Genomic DNA, 23,186 nt, shown 5'->3' on the forward strand with positions numbered 1-23,186 from the left:
GATCAGGCAATATCCTTCACTTTGAAGTCGATGGTTTTTCCATCGAGAGCGACACGGTCTTCTGCCTTCTGAAGGGCCAGGCAAATGGCTTGCCACTGCATCGTGTTCGGCTCTGCAGGGACACCAAGATCAAGAACATAATTCTTTATATCGTTCTGAGTGAGTATGAATATAAACTTATCCGAGATGTTGATGCTGTAACGATATCCAAACTTTGCACCGTAGGGTTTAACCCTGCTCAAGGATATTTAGAGTGATACTATCGCTCAAAGGTAGACCACAGCCAGCTGTTTAGAATCGAGGGGTTTGAAGAACTATGGTTTGATGCCATCCGCCTGATTTCCGGCTTTTGGCGCTCTCTTCCTCTCTCGATCCTGTCATGCCAGAAGCAATTGACGACATGACAGGCATCCGCTGCAAAAATCAGAAAGAAGTAGAAATGGTTCCAGTCATGCTAAACCGTGGAACGAGATAGAACTGAGCACCAGTTCCTGTAGCAGAGAGGTTGCCATTCATAAGTCGAACTGCGTTTATATTGGTGCCTACGCCTTCAGCGCCGCTGCGGACAATAGAGCCTGTGAGGTTCGTAAAATTCAGTCGAATTGTGGGCGTTTTGGCAAAACCCATAGGTTTGAAGTGATACCCTAACGTCAGAGAATTAGTGATGTAACCTGGAATTCTCTGGTCACCCGCCAGCGTCACAGATTGTGGGCCTGTATAATGAAGCGTGGCATTGGAGAAAAAGCCTTTGTAGGTATAGGTCACACCGAGGTTTGCCATGACATGCGGTGCCATGGGGGCCTGGCGTCCTTTAGTGCGAAAGGCGGTAAGGTTGCCGTAGACGTCAGATGCCGCGATGTTCGTGTCCATGCGAGCATTGAGGTACTCAAAGGAAACATAAGGGCTGATGCCATGATAGGACTGAGCAGCCAGCATGATATCAAAACCACGGATGGTTTGATTGCCTGCATTGACGACGCCGCTTTCGCCGTTACCGAGATAGGTAGAGAGCAGGCGATTGGTGATGTTGTAATTGAACAGATCTAGGTCAAGATTGATGTACTTATCGTTGTAGCGATATCCCAGTTCTTCTTTGATCGAATACTGGTTTTTGGGCATCGTTCCAGACGAAGCACCAACAGAAAGAGCAGATGCGCTAGGCTGACGGAAGTCCCCTTCGGCATTAATATAGATCTGGTGATGACTATTGAAATGATAGCTAATCGAAAAATGTGGCAGAGGGGCTGTGATGTTCTCTCCATGGGCGTTGCTATGAGTAGCAGCGGACATTGTCCAGATATTCGACATCACAAATTTGAAGCCCGCATCAATCTGGAGCTTGTCATTGAGGTACTTTGCTGTGTTTTGAATAAAAAGAGCGTGAGTTTCTGATCCGGAATTACTGCCATAGTTGCTACGTACACCATCAGAATACACAGCATAATTCAAGTTGTCGGGATGAGGATTGACGCCATTGGCCTTGGTCACACTGACTGGGAAATAAGCAATAGAGTTAGAATTCTGATACCAGTAACCGAACGTTAAGTGGTTATGGCGGTCGATATCATAGTTACCTTGTGCAGTGACACCGACATTCATCGACAAAGTCTGGTTGTAGTAGCTGGTCAGAGGGGTTCCCGCTGCAATAGCCGTACCATCCCTATAAGTATATTCCCCTGCGCTGGCTGTACCATTGGGGCCACCATCCCAGCCACGTCCCCAGTTATAATAAGGCTTAAGATCAAAGCTCAATTTGTCATTAACAACAGCGTGTATGGGGGCAGTGAGGAATATTTCGTTCCAGATATCGAGGTTGTTCTTCCAGTAGTCATTGTTCTTGGCATCGAATCCTGCAGTATGCCCATAACTTTGACCGGTATGCTTAAAGGTATAAAATTGCGAAGCTGTGGGGTAGTTATTAACAACGGAATCTTCATTGTTCCAGCTTAGGAAGAAGCGAGCAAAAGATCCATTTTGCCAATCTTTACGCATTCCGAAATCAAGGTGACGACGGTTGTTGATGCCCGCCCCTACCCAAGTCCGGGCATGGGTATTAGAAAAAGAAAGAAAGCTACGTACACCGGTATTACCGATATCTCCGCTCTCAAGACGCAGGAACTCGCGCGACAAGTTGTTAGTTCCGTAAGAGAAATCCGTCGTGCCGCCAAATTTGTGCGACGGGTCATGTGTTACCTCGTTCATCACGCCTCCGGCTGCTGCAGTTGCTGGCACGTCAACGGGAGTGGATCCAGGCAGAATACTAACGCTATCGAGGTTTTCGGAATCAATATCTTCGGTCAAATATGTAGCATTCTGAGCAGGTGCACCGTCAATCAGGAGACCCATATCACTATCGGTCAAGCCACGGTTTTGAATTTGCCCCCCTTGGATCCCCGAAGTATCTGTAGTCGAGACACTGATGCTCGGTAGATTTTGAATATAATCAAGGGCAGTGCCGGTTGGGCTCTTCATCTCAATATACTGTTTGGTCACGGTCTGAACGGCGTAGGGCGCGGTCTCCACGCGCATCATACCGCCACCACGTGAATGGTGTGCAGAAACGCTGACGCTCTCATCAGAAGTCGCCGAAATGGCTGTGACAGGCTGCTTGCGAACAATTGCCTTAGAGCTGTTTATAGGTGTTTGGATCTTGGATGCCACACTATGTCCCTGCATTATGCGGGGATGTGTCTGGTGTTTATGAACGGCTCTGGCCTCCGCATATCCAACGCCAGAAAGACAGGTCATAAGAACAAGAGCATTCCTTGTCGCGAAAATCTTCGTCAACAGTCTGTACCTCGCTATTGAATTCGTTCCACCGAAATAATCAATTGCATCTATCGCGCGAGGTAATAATTGTCACCATCACCAAGCCGAATTATGGAAATTAAAATTTATTTTCAATTCAATAAGTTACATTTTTCGGTCTTGTCATAGCGGGTAGCGATGCGGCTCATCTGCTTGAGACTGCTGAACATCCGCTCAATGCGATTGCGGTCTCTGTAACGTTGCCAGTCTGTTTTCTGTGGGGCGTTGCGGCCTTTGCGTGATGGAATAACCGGCAGGATACTACGGAGCAACAGATCCTGCCGGAAGCAGTCGCGTGATCGACCAAAGCCCTCCGTATGAGCCCTCCCCTTTTTGCGCCCGTTGCCTGTGAGTGGGCGCCGGACCACCGTACTGTCGACCATATGCTGTCAGTCATCACTCAGACCCAGGTACACCAGGGTTGGCAGCAAGGCATCCCATACGCCCTATTCAGCCCAACGCCGGAACCTGACATAGACTGAGTTCCATTTTCTGTAACGCTCATGCATGTCCCGCCACGGACAACCAGTGCGCAGGACATACAACATGCCGTTGAAAACCGCCGGTTGTCTCCGGATGGTCGTGCCCAACGGCCACGCTCGGGTAGCAAAAGCGGACCAATCAGCGCTCATTTACGATCCGTGAGATCCCCTCGTTCCATCCCCACTCCACCTTATCGCCTTCGTTGAAGCAACCGGTGAATCAGATCTCACGCAGATCGTATAGACCTTTTGTCAACGTGACCTAAAACAGAACCGTCATAAGAACTATGACCCATTATAAAGTCTTTGCACTAGACGGTTTATCAGGGCCATCGTGTTAGACATCGAGAGATCGTGGCATTACCGCTGATCGGATCATGTTTTGAGAAAGGCAGAGCGAATGGAGCAGGCGTCAGGAGATATCTTAGGGTTCCACCATGTGGCTATAATAGCGTCCGATTATCAGCTCTCTCGGCATTTTTATGTCGATGTGCTAGGTTTCGTGGTTATCGCTGAAAATTTTCGCGCCGAGCGCAACTCTTGGAAGTGCGACCTGAAGATTGGTGATGCGCAAATCGAACTTTTTTCCTTTCCGGAGGCGTCCCCTCGGCTATCGCGCCCAGAAGCTTGCGGCCTACGACACTTGGCTTTTCGTGTTCAGGACGTAGCCGCAAAGGTGGAACACCTTAAGAGCCATGGCGTAGTCTCAGAACCAGTCCGAACAGATCCGTATACAGGCCGGCTCTTCACTTTTTTCTCAGATCCAGACGGCCTTCCTCTAGAACTCTATCAGGTTTGAGAACTGTTTATGCGTCTGGCTGCTGTCGCTTCACTGGTTTTCGTTCTGAGTGCCTGTTCTAACGGTTCACACAGGCCTCCGAAGAACGAAACAGAGGCCTGCATGAATTACAGGGCCATGATGACCGCACCGATGCCGCCAGACGCTATGCAGCGGCTTCAGGAGAAGTGCGCGGCCTCGCGGCGATGAAGTGACGAGAACCTACCAGCCCCAACCTGGACCAAATCCGTAGCCCGGTCCGAAGCCGCCGCCCCAAGGGCCCCACTCCCCCCAGTTCCACTGAGCGTCCTGATAATCCTGTGCAGCCATTTGCTGTTCATCGGCGATATTCTGCTGTTGCTGATAGGCCTGATATCGTCCGTATGCCGTTTGATCGCCAACGTACAGGCAGCCACAGACTGTTGGATCAGCGTAAACGTAGCTCACCGTGTCACCGTGGATACGGCGGACAAAGTGGTGAGCAGGCAGCTTCTTGAGCATGGCAATTCTCTGCGGGGTCGAAGCGGGCTTTAGCTGAAACCCCGCAGCGGCAAGGTGATCTTCCTTTTGGGCCACTATCTGCTGTGGAGATTCACAAGCAGACAGAGCGGTGACGCAAATGAGAGATGCCAGCAAAGCTTTTTTCATATTGAGACCCTCCAATAAAGGCGCAATGGCAACACTTGCCTGGGAGAATACTCACACGCTTCGTCAGCTCAGTCCTATGAAAATATATTGAAAAACCTTTTATGAAAGACTGCCCTGAAGGGCGGCAATTCCTAAGTCTCAATGCTCAGCGCCGGATGCAGACAGCAGAACACCTGAACCATCCAGCATGCGCACCAGTCAATAGACGACGCCTCACGATTGATCAGAACATGCCAATCATCCACGCGTGGCACTCCGTACGCCAGAGTAGAAAACGGCTCAATTCGCGTCACCCGGCGTTTCGACACTCTAATATCTTCAAAAGGTAATTCTCTGCTTTTTTATAAAAATCGTCCCTGAAAGGACTCTCTAATGTGCTGACCTGGAGCCATCGTCATTGGACAATAGCGCCTCCTGGAAAGTTGGTTTCCATCGTCTCTGCCATCTTCGGCGAGAGAATTTTCACCCCCCTCCCCCGCACGGGCCCGCAATCCTTTATCGATGTCACGGCTACTTTTAGGGGGAGCAGGATGTCCGCTAATCTGAGAGAGGCATTTAAAACGGACGTCTCAGCTAATCGAGAGCAGTCCATGAACCATCATAAGGATCGGCCTAGCCAATATCGTCTACAACATGCACCGCTTCTTCTTGCTGGAGAAGTTGAGCGGCGCAGCATAGCAATCCAACGAATGATGATTTCCAATCGGCTCAAGACGCAGATGGGTAACCATCAATCAGTATAATAAAAGCCCAAAATAATAATTTAGGCATATCAATCAACAGCCCTTCGATCCCTCCACTTGCACTGTCACAAGGTCGGAACAACTATCCGAAGCTAGGTATGGACCCGCGCTGTGAATTTGAAGCGCCATGATCGCTGTGCTGCCAACTGACCGAGAACAAAGCGGTAGCAGTGCGCTTCCATTTGTCCAGCGCATCGCACCATTTTCAATAGTGTTCCAGCCAGACAGGTCAACGTCCTGCAAATGGGAAATTAACGTCGTCGTTGTATCAGATTCAAAAAGCTCAATATAACCGACCAGCACACCAAGCATACGACGATCATCCACAAAAGGACCGATCACATCGCAGGGACGACTGGCATTGGACAGAATACGAACAGACCTCACGCCAGCAGGGATCTTGAACATGACCCGATCTTTCACCTTGCGGATAGGATGAAGCAGCCGCCCGGTTTCGGTGACAAGACGTAACCCATCTTCGTGTGTCAGAAACGTAGCTTGTGACCGACCCGCATGTTCGACGCGATCGGCTCGGGACTGCAAGCGCCGAAACAGAGGTTCAACAAAATGACGCGAAACATCGAGTGGGGCCGCTGCATCATCCCAAGTTAAATTACGGCCCTGCCTCATTGAGACAACCGGGCCGTTCTGCTTGAAGGCAAACCGGTTACCGGTATCGAAGTAGCTTTCAGTTAATACGCCATCGGCCATAATAACAGAGTGATCCTCTGTCTCCACATGATAATAATCGTAAGATGCTATGCTTTTATCGAAAAAAATCGACCGTCCATTGACAAGCATGCGTACTGGAACGAACCGACCATCCAGAAATAGACAATGTTCTGATGTAATCAGCATATCCTTGTAGGGAACGTTGTGTGCAATCGCCCCTTTCAACAGACGCACCGGATAGCCAGCTTCATCATTCGGTAGACGTGAACGAACGACAGCACGCGATTGCCCCACCCACGTCACCTGCCTGGTGGTGCCCTTGGTCACGTCGTCATCAAAGACAACAATGTGATCGCCGATCTGGATCTCTTCTATGGGAATATCGCCTCTGGCCGTACATATACGGCTTCCTCGGCAAAAGCAGGCGGCATCAGATACGCTCAGAATGGCAGTGTTGCTTCCGTAAGTCTTCCCAAAACTCTGAGACCCGCCGCTTCCGGCGACAACTGTATCTGAAAGATTTGGAAGGGCAAAATTCGAAAAACCATTACCGCCGTAAGTGGTGCCCAAAAGGGAAAAAAGCGCCGGATTTTGAGCAATGGGCAGCAGTGCACCATTCGCCAATACCCACCCCTGAGGAATGGAGGCTGCTGATCCCGCGTAAGCACGAATTTCGCCCATGACGGGACCACTATCGCTACCTGAATTAGGAAAAGCACCGCTAACACAGATAATGTAATTTAGTGCGAGCCCGGGAGCACGATTGTCAAAAGACGTACCGCTGCCCCCATCAGACAGGGGGACATTCGCATCACTCAGTGAGACTGTCTGCTTTCCCACGACAGCCCCCAGTCTTAACGTGCTGGATGTTCCGATAATGCTGCGTCCAGTCAGATTAGGTAGCGCAAATGTTGTCTGTCCATTTCCGCCATAAGTGGTACCAATAACCGCAAACAACTGGGGATATTTGGCGATAGAAACTAGTTGTCCTACTGCCGCGAGAAACTCACCACCCGCGATCGCTGGTGTTGATCCTGCGAAGGCATCTACTTCTCCCACGTATCCCAGTGACGACGGATCGCTTGCTACGCGAATAACATAATTGACGCTCAGAGAGGGTTGAGCGTTATCCACTGACTGGCTGGTGCCACCCAATAATGACGGAAACTGCTCTTCGGTCAATGTGGTTTGGCTTTCGCCAGTCACCTGCCCCTGATCCATGCCATTCTGGCTTCCTATTTCTACTTTTCCTGCCAGATCCGGAAGAGCGAAATTTTCATAGGCATTACCACCATATGTAATTCCGAGAAGAACAAATAGCGGAGTGTTGGACGCGATAGAAAGAATCTGTCCCTGACTTTTCAAAGTATTTGATACCGACGCGCTATCAAAAGCGAAAGTTCGAATTAGTCCGATCGGCATACCCGAAGCATTTCCGTACTCTGGATAGCTACCGTTGATGACAATCGCCTGCGTCAGCGTTATGGTCTTCTGATTATTATCAAATGTTCCAGTAGTCATCCAGATACCCGCCTTTTATACTTTTGGTTATCGTATTTTTTATGAAAAAAGTCCCTATATTTAAATATACCCATATGAAATTTAGCGTTTCCACAATACACAACCCCAGCTTCGGTCTCTGCCTCATAAAAAACAAGCCGAAACATGAATCTCACCAAAAATGCGACAAAGGGATTTCCTTCATCCAGCAGACCTCTAAAGATAACGCCTGATTATTTTGTTGGGCATTTGTATGACATACGCTGACTTCGCACCCTTCGATCACAATACTGCACCAACCTACACAGTCGATGATTTAATGGCACTGCCGAGCTTCCTTCAGTGCCTGAATTTCTGCAACCAGCAACTTCTGTCGATCCACAGGCAAATGCCGCGAGAGGTCCGTTATGTCGCTGACTTACGCCGCTGGGTTATGACCCACGGCGCACTTGCATTGCATTTTTCACACAAGATTAATCCGGATCTTCCGCCGCTCACGGCAACTAATCTTTTCCGTGAGGTTGAACATACGGGAATAGCCAGCCCCAATACGGTCACGAGTTATCTGAAAGAAATTCATGCGCGAGGCTATATCACCTTACTGTCCAAAGCGGACCAGCGCGTGCGGGCCTATGCCATGACAGAATTTTCTGAAAAAATGTTTTATCTCTATCTTCAGATCAGCCTGCAGGGACTGGATCTAATCGATGATGCTGGGCGTGCTGACATCGCGAGTGCAGATCCGCGTATTCTAACCCATATGCACCCGATTTTTGCGCGGAAAATGCTCAATGACCCGGTCTATTACGCACCCCCTCCGTCGATTGCGCCCCTGGTCAACACGACGATTGGAATCTCCGTTCTCAACGAAATGACGCGAGCACAGAAAGAGATGCCATCGGACACCGGTTGCGTCTATGTTGATCTTGGCAGTGCCAGTGCAATGGCAAAGCATTATGGTGTTTCCCGCGGCAACGTCGCACGATTGCTGTCAAAAGTGCAAAACGCTGGCCATTATGGGCAAGATGACCGAGGTACATGGGTTTCAGCACAACTGTTACAAGACCATTATGTTCTACAAGCCCTCAAAATGGCTCATAGCGCATCAGCCTTCATCGAAGCACAGAAGCTAAGAGCCGAGGAGGCTTCGAGGATGTAACTACCGATTTTCACATGAACTGATAGCGCCTGCCGTATGACTATTCTCGGTTTTCTTTGGGGGAGAAGTTGATCGAAGCAGTGCTGCTGTTAAGTCGCCTTAGGGTCAGGGCCGTCTTCGAATTGAACCGTTCAAAGATTGACTGGGACTTATTTCCTCACACGCCATAAGCTGTGTCCGCTTCGAGGAAGCATGACGTTACGTTCTGGTGTCTGCGATGAGGCGTAAGCGGACCTGCTATTTGCGCCTTCCTCTCGGGCGCAAAAATCTCTGTGCTTCTGTTTGCAAAGCAGACATTGCAAGATTGGATATGGATGGTCCACCAAGACCGCGGAGACGCCGTTCCGGTGCAGACCAGTCAAGACTGGCAAGGGAACGCCTCTCTTACGACGATGATCTGACAATCAAAAATGGCCAAATTTACACTTGGCGATCTCAACCTGAATTTTTGGAATGAGGCATATCGTCATGAAGATCGGGCTGGATCATTTAGATTTCGGGTGGAGAACTAAGACGACCTGTTTTGCAGCAGTGTCGGAGGGATCAGCATTCCCATAACAGAAACGACAGCCAAAAGACCTCCCACAATGGCAAGTGCAAGTGACAGATCAGTTATCTGAGCGATAAACCCGAGAGCGGCAGGACCGGCCAGAATTCCTGAGTATCCAAGGGTTGTGATGGCAGAAACAGCAAGGTGGAGGGATCGAAGAACCGTTGATTGATGTGCTTGGCCAGTAATTTCTGGGTTTTGGCGATTTGATTGACGGTTTTCGGGAGAGCTTTTGATCTGCGTTTTGAGCAGATCAGGGGCTGCCCCCCGCTGGATTGCTATGCTGCGGTACTGATCCGCTCCAGGAAGAGGAAGCGGCGCATATTGTAGACGATATTGGCCAGACCGATCCTCATGGTGGCCCGGGTGATACCGACAGTTCGGATGAATAGACCCATTTGCGATTTCTGATCGGCAAAGACATGCTCGACACGGGATCGGATCACCGACTTCCCGGCGTTGGACCGCTGCATATGCCGGGGCATGGGTTTGAGATGAGGCTTCTTCCTGTGAACCTTGGAGACAAAGCCCTGCTTTTCCATGAAGTCCTCATTGGCTTTTGAACGATAGGCTGTGTCAGCCCATACCGTTGAGGCCGTATTGGTTGTATCCAGCAGCCCCTCTCTCAATCGCGCGCCGTCACTGGCGGCGGCATCTGTCGTCTTCCATTTGCGGATCAGCCGAAATTTCCGATCGATGGAGATGTGCGATTTATAGCCAAAGAACGGGATAGCGAGATCCGTTGCGGGGATTGTTCCGTCATCCTGCCGTTTTGCCTTCGTGAACTTCAGTGTCCAGCGCGCATGACGATCCTTGTGCGACAGCTTTGCGGGTTTGTCCTGCCAGTCTTCGGGGATACGTCCTGCCCGGAGATCGGCTTTCTCGACGTTCGTATTGCGTTGCTTTGGAGCAGCCACCAGTGTGGCATCCAGGATCTGGCCTGACATCGGCAGATAACCAGCGCTGCGCAGGGTTGTATCAAAGCGATTGAACAGACCCTCGATCGCTCCCGCCTGGGTCAGACGCTCGCGAAACAGCCAGACCGTTTTGGCATCAGGCACACGGTCCGACAGCCCCAAGCCAAGGAAACGCATGAAGGATAGGCGGTCGTTGATGAGATATTCTGCCGCTCATCAGACAGATTGTTGAGCGTCTGGATCACCAGAATTTTGAACATCAGCACCGGATCAAATGGCGGTCGTCCGCCTTTACTCCCGTCTGAATAGGCCAGAGCCTTCCCCAGGTCAGGGCGGAACACTTCAAAATCCACAGTCCGGGAAAACGCTTCGAGCTGATCACCAAGCCCGCTCAGCCGGGCAAGCCTCTCTTCAACGTCAAAAAATCCCGCCTGTTTCATGATCCATTCCCCAATCAACTCGGGGGAAATGGAATCACAAAGGCACCCTCAAAACCACAGGGTTTTTCGAACCCTCCAGGTGTTCGGGCATATAACGCTGTCGTCCCACTGCCGAATAAAGGATCGGAACAACATTGGCACATCCTGCTCCTACGAGGGCATAACCAAATAAAGTGAGCTGCCATATATGTACGACTGTAATCAGGGTCATTCCAAACGCAGCTAATAAGCTGCCGCCTGTAACTAGGAAACGCCCCGAAACACGATTTACAAGATAATCTCCGGACAGTCGGCCCAAAGTCATAGTGCATGCAAATGCAACATACCCTAATCCTGTGTACCGCACATCAATATGGCGTTCGGTCGCAAGAAAAACAGCACTCCAATCTATGGCTGCACCTTCAGTCAGAAATACAATGAAACACATCATGCCAATCGCGAAAACGACGCCATGGGGCAATACAAACGAAGCACTTTCTTCCGAATTGGTCCGCCCCGTAAGTAGGCCTGGCAGAGCAAGAATAGCGCTCAGAACTAACAAGGCTGCTACAGATACAGACGTGATGGTTGGAGAGAAACCAAGACTGAGCAGGCTACTGACAGCTACCGCTCCAAGCAGACCTCCCACACTGAAAAGGCCATGAAAACCGGACATCATTGTCCGTTTGCATGCACGCTCAACAATGACGGCCTGAATATTAACGACGCAATCAATGGTTCCAACGCCCGCTCCAAACACGACCAGTGCAGTCGCCAAAAGAGGTATCGAAGCAGAAGAGGCCAGAACTGGAAGAGCAGCACAGATAGCGAGGGTTGCAATGGCAATGATCCCACGACAACCGTAGCGACCCGACAGACTTCCAGCTGTCGGCATGGATACGATCGAGCCTGCACCAAGGCACAGCAGTAAAAGTCCTAGATGGGCATCACTCAGACCACATCGAAATTTTACATAAGGAATAATCGGTGCCCACGCGGCTCCTGCGAAGCCTGCAATAAGAAATGCTATGCGTGTGGAATATTGCGCACGAATTGAATCGGCTTGAGGACTTTTCAGCGAGAACAAATAAAAATTCCTTTGAAGGCATTGTGCACTTTTGTCACACCTCATATGCCGCAATCAAAAAGGGTGAGCAGGTCACGGTCGCTAACCTGTTTTTTGATCCAGATATCGCACAGTCTGCTTCCCCCCATCATGCCCCTCTAAGCGTAACGGTCGGGCGGGATGGCAGCACATGGGCCAGATAGCGCGACAGCTGCGCCTCCAGGTCGTCAGAAGGGATAATTCCGGCGATGTAACCGTCCGGACGCACGAGCACCCACTGACCGGGTTCGATCCCGTATGCTTCAGCGATATCGCCCTCTCCATCGACGAGTTCATGCCCCGCGCCAATGGTGACGATCCGGAAACCCGCGATGGCCGACGGCCGGTCGTGCGGCTGGTAGCCGAGCAAGGTCCAGTGTGGCCCTTGAAAAACCGTGAACAACCGTGTCGGTTGCCCCGCCTGTCCACGACAGGGCGCATCAGGGGCGCGATCGCCCGCCTGCACTTTGCCGCCCACCGAACCGGGCACGTTCAATGATGAACCGCGATAGCCGAGGTCGAGCTGCCGCGCCTCGCGATCGCGTCGCATGGTGCCCTGCTTGACTTCCTCGAGCAGCCGCGTCGCGAGACGCAGCATGTTCAATGCGATCGGCCGACGCTCTGCCTCGTAGCTGTCGAGCAGCGCTTCCGGTGCCCCCGAGAGCACGGACGCAAGCTTCCAGCCGAGATTATAGGCGTCCTGAACGCTGGTATTGAGGCCCTGACCGCCGGTTGGCGGGTGAACATGCGCGGCGTCCCCCGCAAGGAAGACGCGCCCGATCCGATAGCGATCGGCCAGACGCGCACTCATCGTATAAACCGACGACCAGGAGACCGAACGGACCGTAATGTCCCCTCTGCCGGTCCTGTCTTCAATGAGCGCGGTCAGCCCGGCCGGAGACAGATCGCCCTCTCCGTCCAGAGCCACAGGAGCCTGAATCTGGAACAGGTCCGTCCCCGCCAGAGGACAGATCATCACCTGTGTTTCGGGTGAATCAAACTGGAACCGATGCCAGGCGGACCGATCAAGTCCCTCCAGCCGCACATCGGCAACGATTGCACGCACGCCCAGTGCTTCTCCCGGAAAATCGATCGCCAATGCATGGCGCACGAAGCTGCGGCCACCATCGGTCCCGACGAGGAACCGGGCGCGGATAACCTGCTCGCCGCCTTGCTGTTCGATCCTCGCCGTAACGCCATCATTGTCCTGCTGGAAACCAATCAACCGTGTCCCAAAATGTGGATGATGGCCCAGTTCGGCAAGCCGCTCCCGCATGACGGCTTCGGTGGCGAACTGTGGCAGCATCAGTGGTGCCGCATAGGGCTCGGCTGGTGTCGGAAAAACGTCCGCTTCCGTCAGAAGCGACATTTTATGGGCTCCATCAGGACGATACTGACACAGCGGCGGATAGGAGCCGCCTGCCGCAGCCATACGATCGACGATGCCGAGATCCTCGAAAATCTCCATCGTCCGAGGCTGGATGCCCTTGCCGCGCGACCCGCTGAACGGCTGCGCGTTCTGCTCGATCAGTCGGAACGAAATTCCACGCCGGGCGAGGTCAATGGCTAGTGTCAGGCCCGCAGCCCCCGCACCCGAGATCAGGACGTCTGTATCGAAAGACACTGGCAGCTCCGCGAATCAATGTGTAATATTCACATATATAGGCTCCGCATCGAAGGCAACGAAAAACGTGAATAATGCACACGATTCTGAGATCCTGCGGGGACTCCATGCCGCGATCATCGATCTGGTCGATGAAATCAACCGGCCGCGTCGGGATGATCGTCTGATCGAAGAAGCGGGTATTCCGCTGGATCGGGCCCTGTTTCCGCTTCTGGCGCGCGTATGGCGTTACGGTCCGATCGGCGTGGTCGAACTCGCGGATCGGACGGGCCGCGATCATACGACCATCAGCCGACAGATGAGCAAGCTGGAGGAACTGGGCCTCATTGAGCGCAAGCCGTCCATAACAGACAGGCGTGTTCGCGAAGCGACAGTGACAGGAAAAGGACAGGAAATGGTCGACCTGCTCAACGCGGCGCGCGAGAGGCTGGCTAACCGCATTCTTGTCGACTGGACCAACGAAGACCTCGATCAGTTGCGAACACTTCTGCGCCGCTTCGCTGATGACCTGATGCGGTGATGTTTGGAAACAGGCGTGACGGGCCGATCCAGATCTGAAACCGTTACGCTGTGTTCGGGCCGAACCATACAGAGCCCCCGCTGCTCGGCAACATCTGTTGTGTCAGGAGAGCCGCAGCGCTAGAAAGAGCGCGTCGGAAAAGGCAGGCTTGGTCTGGTAAGCCCAAGTCCTTCCAGTAATGGAAGCTCTGGTCTTTGGCTTCGTGCCTGAGACCCCCGCGACGAACGAAAGGGGCTGCAAGCGCCCCGCCGTTCGTCCCAGCGGGGCTCAGGTCCGAGAAACGCTCCGGTCGGACGATGACCCCGGAGTAGAAGAATGTCTGATCCCCTCTTTGCGATCTGCGATGTCCTGATTATCGGTGCAGGGCCCGTTGGTCTTTTTCTGGCCTGCGAACTGGCGCTGGCTGGGTGTTCGGTGCAGGTTCTTGAACAGGCGGCCGATGCCAGCACACCCTTGAAGCGCACTCCTTTCGGATTACGCGGCCTTTCCGTCGCGACGATGGAAATTTTTGACCGGCGTGGCCTGCTGATGCCCCTCAAAGCGCGTATCTCGGAACAGGACATCGCATCGGCTGCGTCGTGGATGAGGCAGACACGTCAGCCTGCCGGACATTTCGCGGGCATCGACTTTTTTATGGATCAGATTGATCAAACACAGTGGGCTTATCGTCTGCCGTCCACGATCAGCCCCATGGCTGCCGATCTGGAAAGTATTGAAGCGGTCCTGAAGGATCGCGCCCTGACACTGGGGGTTGTGGTCAGTTACGGGATATGTGTCTCAGAAATTCACGCTACGGATAACGATGTCAGTGTCTGGGCTGGCGAGACTGTTTTTCGAGGAAACTGGCTTGTCGCCTGCGATGGCGGACGGAGCATCGTTCGGAAAGCTGCAGGCTTCGGCTTCACAGGAACGGACCCCGAGTTCACGGGCTACTTCGCCAGAGTGGATCTTGCCGAGCCGCACATCTTCCCCGCAGGTCATCACGACACGCCGACTGGAACCTACATCTTTGATCCCCCTGACATGATCAGAATGGTCGAATTCGATGGAGGCGCCTGTCACAGGAACCAAGCGATCACACGCGATCACATACAAACGGTCCTGCGGCGCATCTCCGGCACCGAAGTGGAGGTCAGGGCGCTCGGCCTTGCGACGACCTGGACCGATCGGGCTTTTCTCGCCTCTGATTACCGAAAGGGGCGTTTGCTTCTGGCTGGTGACGCAGCACACATTCATTCGCCCCTGGGTGGGCAGGGCCTTAACCTCGGTTTCGGTGATGCGATAAATCTGGGGTGGAAGCTAGCGTCAACAATCCGCAGGGACGCTGCTCCCGCCCTGCTGGATAGCTACCATAATGAAAGACGTCCGGTCGCCGAGCAGGTCCTTGACTGGTCCCGCGCGCAGGTCACGCTGATGCGGCCGAATCAGGGTTCCCGTGCATTGCGAGCCATTATGCATGACTTGGCCGCGACGCGGGATGGGGCAACCTATATGGCCGAACGGGTCTGGGGCATTGGCGTGCGCTACAATCCGGGTGACGATCATCCCCTGGTGGGGCGGAGTGCACCCGATTTCGAGCTGAACGACGGGACGCGCCTGAACGAACATCTTCGACGAGGGAAAGCGGTGCTGCTCGATTTTGGCGGAAGTTTATGCTTGCATGAACTCGCCGTTCGCTATCAACACCGACTTTCCTATATCGACGTCGGTGTAAATGATCGTCTAGGCTTATGCGCCCTGCTCATTCGTCCTGACGGCTTCGTCGTATGGGCCAGTGATCACCCCTCGGATTGCTCCGAAGCTGAACAGGCCTTGTCGCAATGGCTTTTGTCGCCGCGTCATGCAAAGGCGACTTTAACGAAACGATGCCCGTCTGACTGACTTGAACATCAAAAACCGTACCTCCACCATCTTTTAAGCGGAAGGTCCGGTTTCATAATGGAGAATATAACAAATCAGATATTTTAGTACGTCTTGTATGGGTGATCGCAACCTTATCCGCCTATGTTGCTTTCATTCTCCATCAAATATTTTGATCTGACATGATCATCCAATACTGACGTAACAGCCTCACGTAGCCACACTGCAGAGGGATCACGATCACTGCGGGCCGACCAAATCATCGATACTGCCGGGATACGCAAATCCAGCGGAACGGGACGGATCGTTAAACCGAAATGCGCGGCATGCTGCTGAGCAATCCGGCTGGGAAGCGTGGCCAGGACAGGTGCGGCCGCCGCAGCCGCAAGCGCCGTCAGAAAATCCGATGCAGCAAGAACCACATTGAGTTCCTGACCAATCTTCATCAGCGCCTCTGACAGGCATCCCTGGATGTCATCTTTCAGCGTCATGAGTACATGGGGCAGTTTAAGATAACGCTCAACTGTAAGCGCAGCATCCGGATTGATCAGGCCCGGGTTAAAGCAGCAGGAAAGAGACTGCTCGTACAACGATACACCACAATGGCGTTCCAACCCGAAATCAAAACAACCAACTGCGATATCCAACGCTCCCGTGTCCAGCAACGTATAGACCTCACTTCGCGGGGAACCACGTGACAGCAGTCGTATTCCGGGTGCATTCTGTTGCAAATAGGCCATCAGTTTTGGCATCAGAAAAACTTCAAGTTCGGACGAAAAGCCAAAACGAAAGATCCGCTGCTCCGTTGCAGGATCAAACTGTTTCTCGGGCATCAGAATGTTCTGAGCCTGCCTCAACAAGTCACCAACATGCGGCATCATGGCGGATGCTTTGGCGGTCGGCTGCATGACAGCGCCTGTTCTGACGAGCACATCATCCCCCAGCAACATCCGGAGAGTGGCGAGTGCATGGCTCATTGCTGGCTGCTGGATACGAAGGCGATGCGCCGCTTTTGTGACGCCGCGCTCTGAAACAAGTGCGTCGAAAGCAATCAGAAGATTGAGGTCGAAAGACCTAAGATTGAAATGATCAATGGGCTTCATTTTTCAGATCGATTTGTGTGATGTTTAGACGCACCCTAACTTCTGATGCGACGCAAAACAATCGCATTGGTTCAATCATGACAGCCGCTTTTCAAGTAGGTAGCGCCCGTATCATGCGCATTCCGGAACTTCACTGGGACAATGCAGATCCCCAAAAACTGTATCCGGACATTGATGCAGAGGCACTTGCAGTCTTTGGTTCGGCCTTGACGTCAGGGTCTTTTAACCCCGTGACCGGTACGCTCTCGCAAGGAACACATGCGTGGCTTGTTCAGGTTGCTGGCCTCAATCTTCTGATTGACACCGCCACCGGCAACGACAAGCCGTTACCGGCCGCGCCAGCATTGGACCATCTGCATACACCATTTCTCGAACATCTTGCGGCAGAAGGCGTACAGCCAGAGCAGGTTAATGCCGTCTTGCATACGCATATTCATGCAGATCATGTCGGATGGAATACGCGCCTGCACCACGGAAAATGGGTGCCGACCTTTCCGAAAGCCCGTCATATCTTCTCGGCCATCGAGGCCCGATACGGTGCAAGCAATGACCGTATTGACCCTGCACCGGATCTGCCCCCGGAGATATTGGGACGCCCAGATCATCACCCGCTACCGCGCGTCTATGCAGACAGCATGCTCCCCGTCATCGAAGCTGGGATTGGAGAAGCGATTATAATCGACGGTCAAGAGGTTCTTGCGGGCTTCTCTTTTCATCCTACCCCCGGCCACAGCATTGATCATGCCTCGATCCGGTTGCGGTCAGACGGTGCGGAGGCGTGGTTTACAGGAGATGTCATGCATCATCCTCTACAGGTTTATCGTCCGGATCTACGGTCCGTTTACTGTGAGTTCGTTCAGCCTGCCGAGCGTTCGCGGCGGTGGTTTCTTGAAGAAGCAGCAGACACCGGGAGCCTTTGCTTTACCAGTCACTTCGGCGAAACAGGTGCTGGCTATGTCAGACGCCGTGCAGCAGGATTTGCGTGGGAATTTGCACAGTCGGACGCGGAGGACGCCAAATGACAAATCTGCTTACGAAAAACCTGTTCATTCCGAGTGATACGGCCGATATCTGGCTTCATCTACGCCATAAAAGGCGTTCGGATATCCAGATATTCGGGTCGCAGCGGACGATCCTGTTGATGCATGGTGCGACACTCCCGTCCGAAAGTCTTTTCGATGTGCCTGTTGGAGAGGGGGCCTTCATGGATATCCTCGCCCAGGAAGGGTTCGACGTTTACGCACTCAATGTGCGAGGTTTCGGAGGGTCAACACGGCCTGCTGGAATGGAAGGTACGCCTGAAGATGCTCCGCCTCAGGTCAGAACCGAAACAGCAATACGCGATCTAACTACATCTGTTGATTATCTTCTTGGGACGCTCGCCCTCCCGCGCCTTTGCCTGATCGGAATGTCCTGGGGTGGCACGATCACCGGCGCGTATACGGCAACGCACAATGACAAGGTAGAGAACCTGACGCTGATTGCACCGCAATGGATCAATGACGGCGTTTCACGTCTGGATCCTGGCGGCCCCATACACGCTTATCGACGTTTCGATGTTCCGACTTTCCGTCAGCGCTGGTTGGAAGGTGCACCTGAGCAGAAACGCGAAGAGATCCTTCCGATAGGATGGTTTGAACAGTGGGCCGCAGTTATTCTTGCCAGTGATCCAGCAGAACATGAGGGAGTGATCCGGGCACCTGCGGGGGTGATTCAGGACATACGTGACTACTGGTCCACTGGAAAATCTCTTTACAACCCCGAAGAGATTAAGGTCCCGGTTCTTCTCCTTCACGCTGAGTGGGATCTCGATGTGACCATTCAACAGATGGGAAACCTGTTTCAACGTTTTCTCAATGCCCCGTACCGACGATGGACAGAGATTGGGGAAGGAACGCATATGGTGATTATGGAAAAGAACCGATGGCAGGTGCTTGAAGCTATTATGCTGTTTCTACGGGCGAGCAATCATTCCAGCAAATAAGGTCCCAGCAAGTCGTCCGATCTCTTTGATGTTGAAGCGCTTCTGGCCCGTTTGAGTGGACTTGACGCTCAACTCAAGGCAATTTGTCCGGCTGATTCAAACAAGACACGGCCTCTTCATATTGCACATGACAACTAGGCTCAGGACTCATTCTTTAAGATAGAAGATGAAGCTTGCTGCGATTTGGATTGCGGACATGAATGTATGAGCACAGCGGTCGTATCGAGTTGCCACCCGTCGCCAGTCTTTCAGCTTTGCGAACATGTTTTCGATCAGATGGCGCTTTTTATACAGATGCCAGTTGTAAGGTGGCTTTGATTTCCTGTTTTTCTTTGGTGGAATACAGGCGGTGATATTCCGGCATGCGAGAGACTGTCTGATCTTATTGCTGTCGTATCCTCGATCACCGATGACTTCCTCTGTCTCATCGGGGAGGTCTGCCAGAAGCACGTCTGCGCCTCTGAAGTCACTGACCTGTCCAGCAGTCAGATGCAGGCGGACAGGTCGGCCCTGATCATCGCACACGGCGTGAAGTTTTGAGTTCAGACCGCCTTTTGTGCGTCCAATATGGCGGGGAAAAGCCCCTTTTTGAGCAGGGACGCCGATGTCCGGTGTGCCTTGAGGTGTGTTGCATCAATCATCAGGCGCTTCGAACGGCCAGCCTGTTCCGTCAGGGCCACAAAGATCCTGTCAAAAACACCGAGGCGGCTCCACCGGATAAAGCGGTTGTATAAAGTCTTGTGCGGACCATACGCTTTCGGAGCGTCTTTCCACTGAAGACCGTTACGGATCACATAAACGATCCCGCTCAGAACACGCCGGTCATCCACGCGTGGCACTCCGTGCGCCAGAGGAAAAAACGGCTCAATCCGCTCCATCTGGCTCTCAGACAGCATAAACACATCACTCACAGGCCCACCCTCCATCGGTAAGCCTGTGAATCATAACCGTTCGCTCAGTTCAATAAATTAGTAGGTCCTGAGCCTAAAGCGATTGCCCTGTTACTGAATGCTGAAGGCCATCGCGGTCCCTTGTCAGAAGCATGGAGTCCGTCAACACTCAATGGCAATCGTGAACGCGGCACGGGTATTCTGAATAACGAACTCTATATTGGGCGCCTCGTGTGGAACCGCCTGCGCTATATCAAGAACCCGAGCACCGGCAAACGCGTCTCGCGCCTGAACCCTGACTCAGAGTGGGTCATCCAGGACGTTCCTGAACTGCGGATTATCGAGCAGGATCTGTGGGATGCGGTCAAAGCCCGTCAGAGCAAAACGACCTGGTCGCAGAAATCCCGCGGAACCGGCGTTCACCCTCTCAACGCCCTGCAACGTCCGACCCATCTCCTGACGGGGCTGATCAAATGCGGCTGCTGCGGCGGCGGTTTCTCGATGATCTCCAAAAGCCATCTTGGCTGCTCAACAGCCCGCAACAAGGGCACCTGCGACAACCGCCTGACACTCCGGCGGGACGTCCTGGAGAAATCCGTGCTCAATGGCTTGCAGACGCAAATGATGGATCCCGCCCTCTTCAAGGAATTTTGTGACGAGTTTACCCGTGAGGTTAACCGACTGCGGATGGAGAAAGGGGCCGATCTGGTCGCTCTGAAATCCGAACTTCCCAAAATCGAGCGCGAACTGGATAAGGCCGTTCAGGCAATTCTCGATGGCTTTGCCAGCTCTGCACTCAAGACACGCATGGAGCAACTTGAAGCGCGTAAGGCGGAGATTGAGGAACGGCTGGCCGATAGCCCTTCCCCGCCGCCCCTGCTTCATCCGAACATGGCGGAGTTGTATCGCCAGAAGGTCGCAACACTTCACGAGAGCCTTCAAAAAGCAGGTAGCGACACGAAGACGGTTGAAGCGATCCGGTCTCTGATCACGCGGATCCGCCTCATTCCGGAGAATGGTGTTCTTGGGATTTTCCTTGAGGGTGATTTAGCTGCAATGCTGAGTTTTGCATCAAACAAGAAGAACGCCGAGCATCACCCGGATGCTGGCGTTCTTAATAAGTTCTTGGTGCAGGGTACATTGGTTGCGGGGGCAGGATTTGAACCTGCGGCCTTCAGGTTATGAGCCTGACGAGCTACCGGGCTGCTCCACCCCGCGGTGGTATGTATGATGTTGGTTTTTGGGAGGATTGTGAGTGGGCTGGGGGACCTGGCGGCGACCGACTTTTCCGCACCTTGAGGTGCAGTATCATAGGCGCTGAGGGATTTCACGGCCGAGTTCGGGATGGGATCGGGTGTAGGGCCCTCGCAATGGCCACCAGGTCTTCCAGCCCACCCAGTCTTTTTGAGAGTGGGTGGAGGTTGGTGTTTTATGAGTGTGGCTGATTTCTGTGCATGTGTTTGATGTGAGGATTATGAGCGATTAGGACCGGTTAGCTGCATGCATTACTGCACTTTCACACCCGGCCTATCGACGTGATGGTCTCTCACGGCTCTATGAGACCTTGTTTTGAGGTGGGTTTCCCGCTTAGATGCTTTCAGCGGTTATCCCGTCCATACTTAGCTACCCGGCTGTGCCACTGGCGTGACAACCGGTGCACCAGAGGTATGTTCATCCCGGTCCTCTCGTACTAGGGACAAATCCTCTCAAGTCTCTTACACCCACGGCAGATAGGGACCGAACTGTCTCACGACGTTCTAAACCCAGCTCACGTACCACTTTAATCGGCGAACAGCCGAACCCTTGGGACCTGCTCCAGCCCCAGGATGTGATGAGCCGACATCGAGGTGCCAAACCTCCCCGTCGATGTGGACTCTTGGGGGAGATCAGCCTGTTATCCCTAGAGTACCTTTTATCCGTTGAGCGATGGCCCGTCCACGTGGGACCACCGGATCACTATGGCCGACTTTCGTCTCTGCTCGAACTGTCATTCTCGCAGTCAGGCGGGCTTATGCCATTGCACTCGACAGCCGGTTTCCGACCGGCCTGAGCCCACCATCGCGCGCCTCCGTTACACTTTGGGAGGCGACCGCCCCAGTCAAACTGCCCACCATGCAGGGTCCCGGACCAGGCTTACTGGTCTCGGTTAGACATCAGAAAAATTCAGGGTCGTATTTCAAGGGTGGCTCCACCGGTGCTGGCGCCCCGGCTTCAAAGCCTCCGACCTATCCTACACAGGATTTTCCTGATGCCACTGCAAAGCTGCAGTAAAGGTTCATAGGGTCTTTCCGTCTGACCGCGGGTACCCCGCATCTTCACGGGGAATTCAATTTCGCTGAGTCGATGCTGGAGACAGTGGGGAAGTCGTTACGCCATTCGTGCAGGTCGGAACTTACCCGACAAGGAATTTCGCTACCTTAGGACCGTTATAGTTACGGCCGCCGTTTACCGGGGCTTCAATTCAATGCTTGCACATCTCCTCTTAACCTTCCGGCACCGGGCAGGCGTCAGGCCCTATACGTCATCTCACGATTTCGCAGAGCCCTGTGTTTTTACTAAACAGTCGCTACCCCCTGGTCTGTGCCACCCAATCATGGTTGCCCACGGTTGGGTCTCGTTTATCCCGAAGTTACACGAGCAATTTGCCTAGTTCCTTCAGCATCGTTCTCTCAAGCGCCTTGGTATTCTCTACCAGTCCACCTGTGTCGGTTTCGGGTACGGTCTATACGCCAGAGCTATTTCCTGGAATGATCAAAAAGCCTGTTCAATCCGTTAAGGACAGACAACATTTCTCATTCGTCACTTCTGGCAGGCCTAGGAATATTCACCTAGTTCCCATCGACTACGGCTCTCGCCCTCGCCTTAGGGGCCGGCTCACCCTGCGTGGATTAACCTTGCGCAGGAACCCTTGGACTTTCGGCGACAGTGTTTCTCGCACTGTTTGTCGCTACTCATGTCAGCATTCGCACTTCCGATATCTCCAGAGGGGGTCACCCCGCCTCCTTCGCAGACTTACGGAACGCTCCGCTACCGCGCATTCATAAGAATGCACCCACAGCTTCGGCACGTGGCTTGAGCCCCGTTACATTTTCGGCGCAGGGTTTCTAATAGACCAGTGAGCTATTACGCTTTCTTTAAAGGATGGCTGCTTCTAAGCCAACCTCCTGGTTGTTTTGGAATCCCCACATCCTTTCCCACTTAGCCACGATTTAGGGGCCTTAGCTGGTGGTCTGGGCTGTTTCCCTCTCGACAATGGACCTTAGCACCCACTGTCTGTCTGCCGGGCTATACTCCTGGGTATTCGGAGTTTGGTTAGGTTTGGTAAGGCTTTGGGCCCCCCTAGCCCATCCAGTGCTCTACCCCCCAGGGTAAACACCCGACGATCTACCTCAATAGATTTCGCGGAGAACCAGCTATCTCCGAG

At 53.0% G+C, this 23,186-nt stretch carries 16 protein-coding genes, 1 tRNA gene, 2 rRNA genes and 1 pseudogene (1 of these 20 running past the window's edge); 7 read left to right on the plus strand and 13 right to left on the minus strand.

What is annotated here, in order from left to right; genetic code table 11:
• Nucleotides 1–2 precede the first annotated feature (2 nt).
• The 3 genes from AC3B6F_RS11090 to AC3B6F_RS11100 form a co-directional block, all read right to left on the minus strand.
• Nucleotides 3–242 (minus strand): endonuclease toxin domain-containing protein, encoded by a 240-nt coding sequence (locus AC3B6F_RS11090; RefSeq protein ID WP_489824401.1) that lies wholly within the window; start codon nt 240–242, stop codon nt 3–5.
• Nucleotides 243–423: 181 nt separating this feature from the next.
• On the minus strand, nt 424–2,748 hold the full coding sequence (locus tag AC3B6F_RS11095; protein WP_489824402.1) for a TonB-dependent receptor: 2,325 nt from the start codon (nt 2,746–2,748) through the stop codon (nt 424–426).
• A gap of 506 nt (nt 2,749–3,254) precedes the next feature.
• Nucleotides 3,255–3,440, minus strand: coding sequence for a transposase (locus AC3B6F_RS11100; protein ID WP_489824403.1), 186 nt, complete (start codon nt 3,438–3,440; stop codon nt 3,255–3,257).
• A gap of 250 nt (nt 3,441–3,690) precedes the next feature.
• Here AC3B6F_RS11100 and gloA2 point away from each other — a divergent pair, with 250 nt between their 5' ends.
• Entirely contained in the window at nt 3,691–4,089 is a 399-nt protein-coding gene (gene gloA2, locus AC3B6F_RS11105) for an SMU1112c/YaeR family gloxylase I-like metalloprotein (RefSeq protein WP_489824404.1), read from the plus strand.
• A gap of 201 nt (nt 4,090–4,290) precedes the next feature.
• Here gloA2 and AC3B6F_RS11110 read toward each other — a convergent pair whose 3' ends face one another.
• Both AC3B6F_RS11110 and AC3B6F_RS11115 read right to left on the minus strand, forming a co-directional pair.
• Nucleotides 4,291–4,569 carry a hypothetical protein gene (locus tag AC3B6F_RS11110; protein ID WP_489824405.1) on the minus strand — a complete coding sequence of 93 codons (279 nt, stop codon included), beginning with the start codon at nt 4,567–4,569 and terminating at the stop codon, nt 4,291–4,293.
• A 923-nt stretch (nt 4,570–5,492) separates the two neighbouring features.
• A complete protein-coding gene (locus tag AC3B6F_RS11115; RefSeq protein ID WP_489824406.1) occupies nt 5,493–7,652 on the minus strand; it encodes a tail fiber protein in 2,160 nt (719 codons plus the stop codon).
• A 220-nt stretch (nt 7,653–7,872) separates the two neighbouring features.
• Between AC3B6F_RS11115 and AC3B6F_RS11120 the strand changes: the two genes are divergently transcribed.
• A complete protein-coding gene (locus AC3B6F_RS11120; RefSeq protein WP_489824407.1) occupies nt 7,873–8,790 on the plus strand; it encodes a hypothetical protein in 918 nt (305 codons plus the stop codon).
• Nucleotides 8,791–9,618: 828 nt separating this feature from the next.
• Here AC3B6F_RS11120 and AC3B6F_RS11125 read toward each other — a convergent pair.
• The 3 genes and pseudogenes from AC3B6F_RS11125 to AC3B6F_RS11135 all read right to left on the minus strand — a co-directional run bounded on the left by AC3B6F_RS11125 (nt 9,619) and on the right by AC3B6F_RS11135 (nt 13,405).
• Nucleotides 9,619–10,700: pseudogene (locus AC3B6F_RS11125) on the minus strand (IS5 family transposase).
• Nucleotides 10,701–10,731: 31 nt separating this feature from the next.
• Entirely contained in the window at nt 10,732–11,808 is a 1,077-nt protein-coding gene (locus tag AC3B6F_RS11130; RefSeq protein ID WP_489824408.1) for an MFS transporter, read from the minus strand.
• An 82-nt stretch (nt 11,809–11,890) separates the two neighbouring features.
• Nucleotides 11,891–13,405, minus strand: coding sequence for an FAD-dependent oxidoreductase (locus tag AC3B6F_RS11135; RefSeq protein WP_489824409.1), 1,515 nt, complete (start codon nt 13,403–13,405; stop codon nt 11,891–11,893).
• Between the two features lie 67 nt (nt 13,406–13,472).
• On the opposite strand from AC3B6F_RS11135, the gene AC3B6F_RS11140 reads away from it, so the two are divergent.
• The gene (locus tag AC3B6F_RS11140) at nt 13,473–13,925 is read left to right on the plus strand and encodes a MarR family winged helix-turn-helix transcriptional regulator (RefSeq protein WP_489824410.1); all 453 of its coding nucleotides are present in this window, start codon (nt 13,473–13,475) and stop codon (nt 13,923–13,925) included.
• Between the two features lie 315 nt (nt 13,926–14,240).
• Nucleotides 14,241–15,806, plus strand: a complete 1,566-nt coding sequence (locus AC3B6F_RS11145; protein ID WP_489824411.1) for an FAD-dependent monooxygenase — start codon at nt 14,241–14,243, stop codon at nt 15,804–15,806.
• A 113-nt stretch (nt 15,807–15,919) separates the two neighbouring features.
• On the opposite strand, the gene AC3B6F_RS11150 is transcribed toward AC3B6F_RS11145, so the two are convergent.
• The gene (locus tag AC3B6F_RS11150) at nt 15,920–16,888 is read right to left on the minus strand and encodes a LysR substrate-binding domain-containing protein (RefSeq protein WP_489824412.1); all 969 of its coding nucleotides are present in this window, start codon (nt 16,886–16,888) and stop codon (nt 15,920–15,922) included.
• A 77-nt stretch (nt 16,889–16,965) separates the two neighbouring features.
• Here AC3B6F_RS11150 and AC3B6F_RS11155 point away from each other — a divergent pair, with 77 nt between their 5' ends.
• Nucleotides 16,966–17,910, plus strand: coding sequence for an MBL fold metallo-hydrolase (locus AC3B6F_RS11155; RefSeq protein WP_489824413.1), 945 nt, complete (start codon nt 16,966–16,968; stop codon nt 17,908–17,910).
• On the plus strand, nt 17,907–18,872 hold the full coding sequence (locus AC3B6F_RS11160; protein ID WP_489824414.1) for an alpha/beta hydrolase: 966 nt from the start codon (nt 17,907–17,909) through the stop codon (nt 18,870–18,872). The genes AC3B6F_RS11155 and AC3B6F_RS11160 overlap by 4 nt, the downstream gene beginning before the upstream one ends.
• A 147-nt stretch (nt 18,873–19,019) precedes the next feature.
• Here the strand turns inward: AC3B6F_RS11160 and AC3B6F_RS11165 are convergent.
• Nucleotides 19,020–19,783, minus strand: a protein-coding gene (locus tag AC3B6F_RS11165; RefSeq protein ID WP_099050376.1) for an IS5 family transposase whose coding sequence is annotated in 2 segments (ribosomal slippage) — nt 19,020–19,450 and nt 19,450–19,783 — 765 coding nt in all. Because the reading frame shifts where the segments join, the coding sequence is not laid out codon by codon here.
• A 120-nt stretch (nt 19,784–19,903) separates the two neighbouring features.
• Here AC3B6F_RS11165 and AC3B6F_RS11170 point away from each other — a divergent pair.
• Nucleotides 19,904–20,947 carry a recombinase zinc beta ribbon domain-containing protein gene (locus AC3B6F_RS11170; protein ID WP_489824517.1) on the plus strand — a complete coding sequence of 348 codons (1,044 nt, stop codon included), beginning with the start codon at nt 19,904–19,906 and terminating at the stop codon, nt 20,945–20,947.
• Here the strand turns inward: AC3B6F_RS11170 and AC3B6F_RS11175 are convergent.
• From AC3B6F_RS11175 to AC3B6F_RS11185, 3 genes are all read right to left on the minus strand, one after another.
• Nucleotides 20,904–20,980 (minus strand) — tRNA-Met (locus tag AC3B6F_RS11175). The two genes, AC3B6F_RS11170 and AC3B6F_RS11175, sit on opposite strands and share 44 nt — an antisense overlap.
• 49 nt (nt 20,981–21,029) lie before the next feature.
• Nucleotides 21,030–21,144 (minus strand): 5S ribosomal RNA (gene rrf / locus AC3B6F_RS11180).
• Between the two features lie 80 nt (nt 21,145–21,224).
• Nucleotides 21,225–23,186 (minus strand): 23S ribosomal RNA (locus tag AC3B6F_RS11185); it runs 775 nt beyond the window's last position.

This window comes from Gluconobacter sp. ESL1110 (assembly GCF_058107395.1).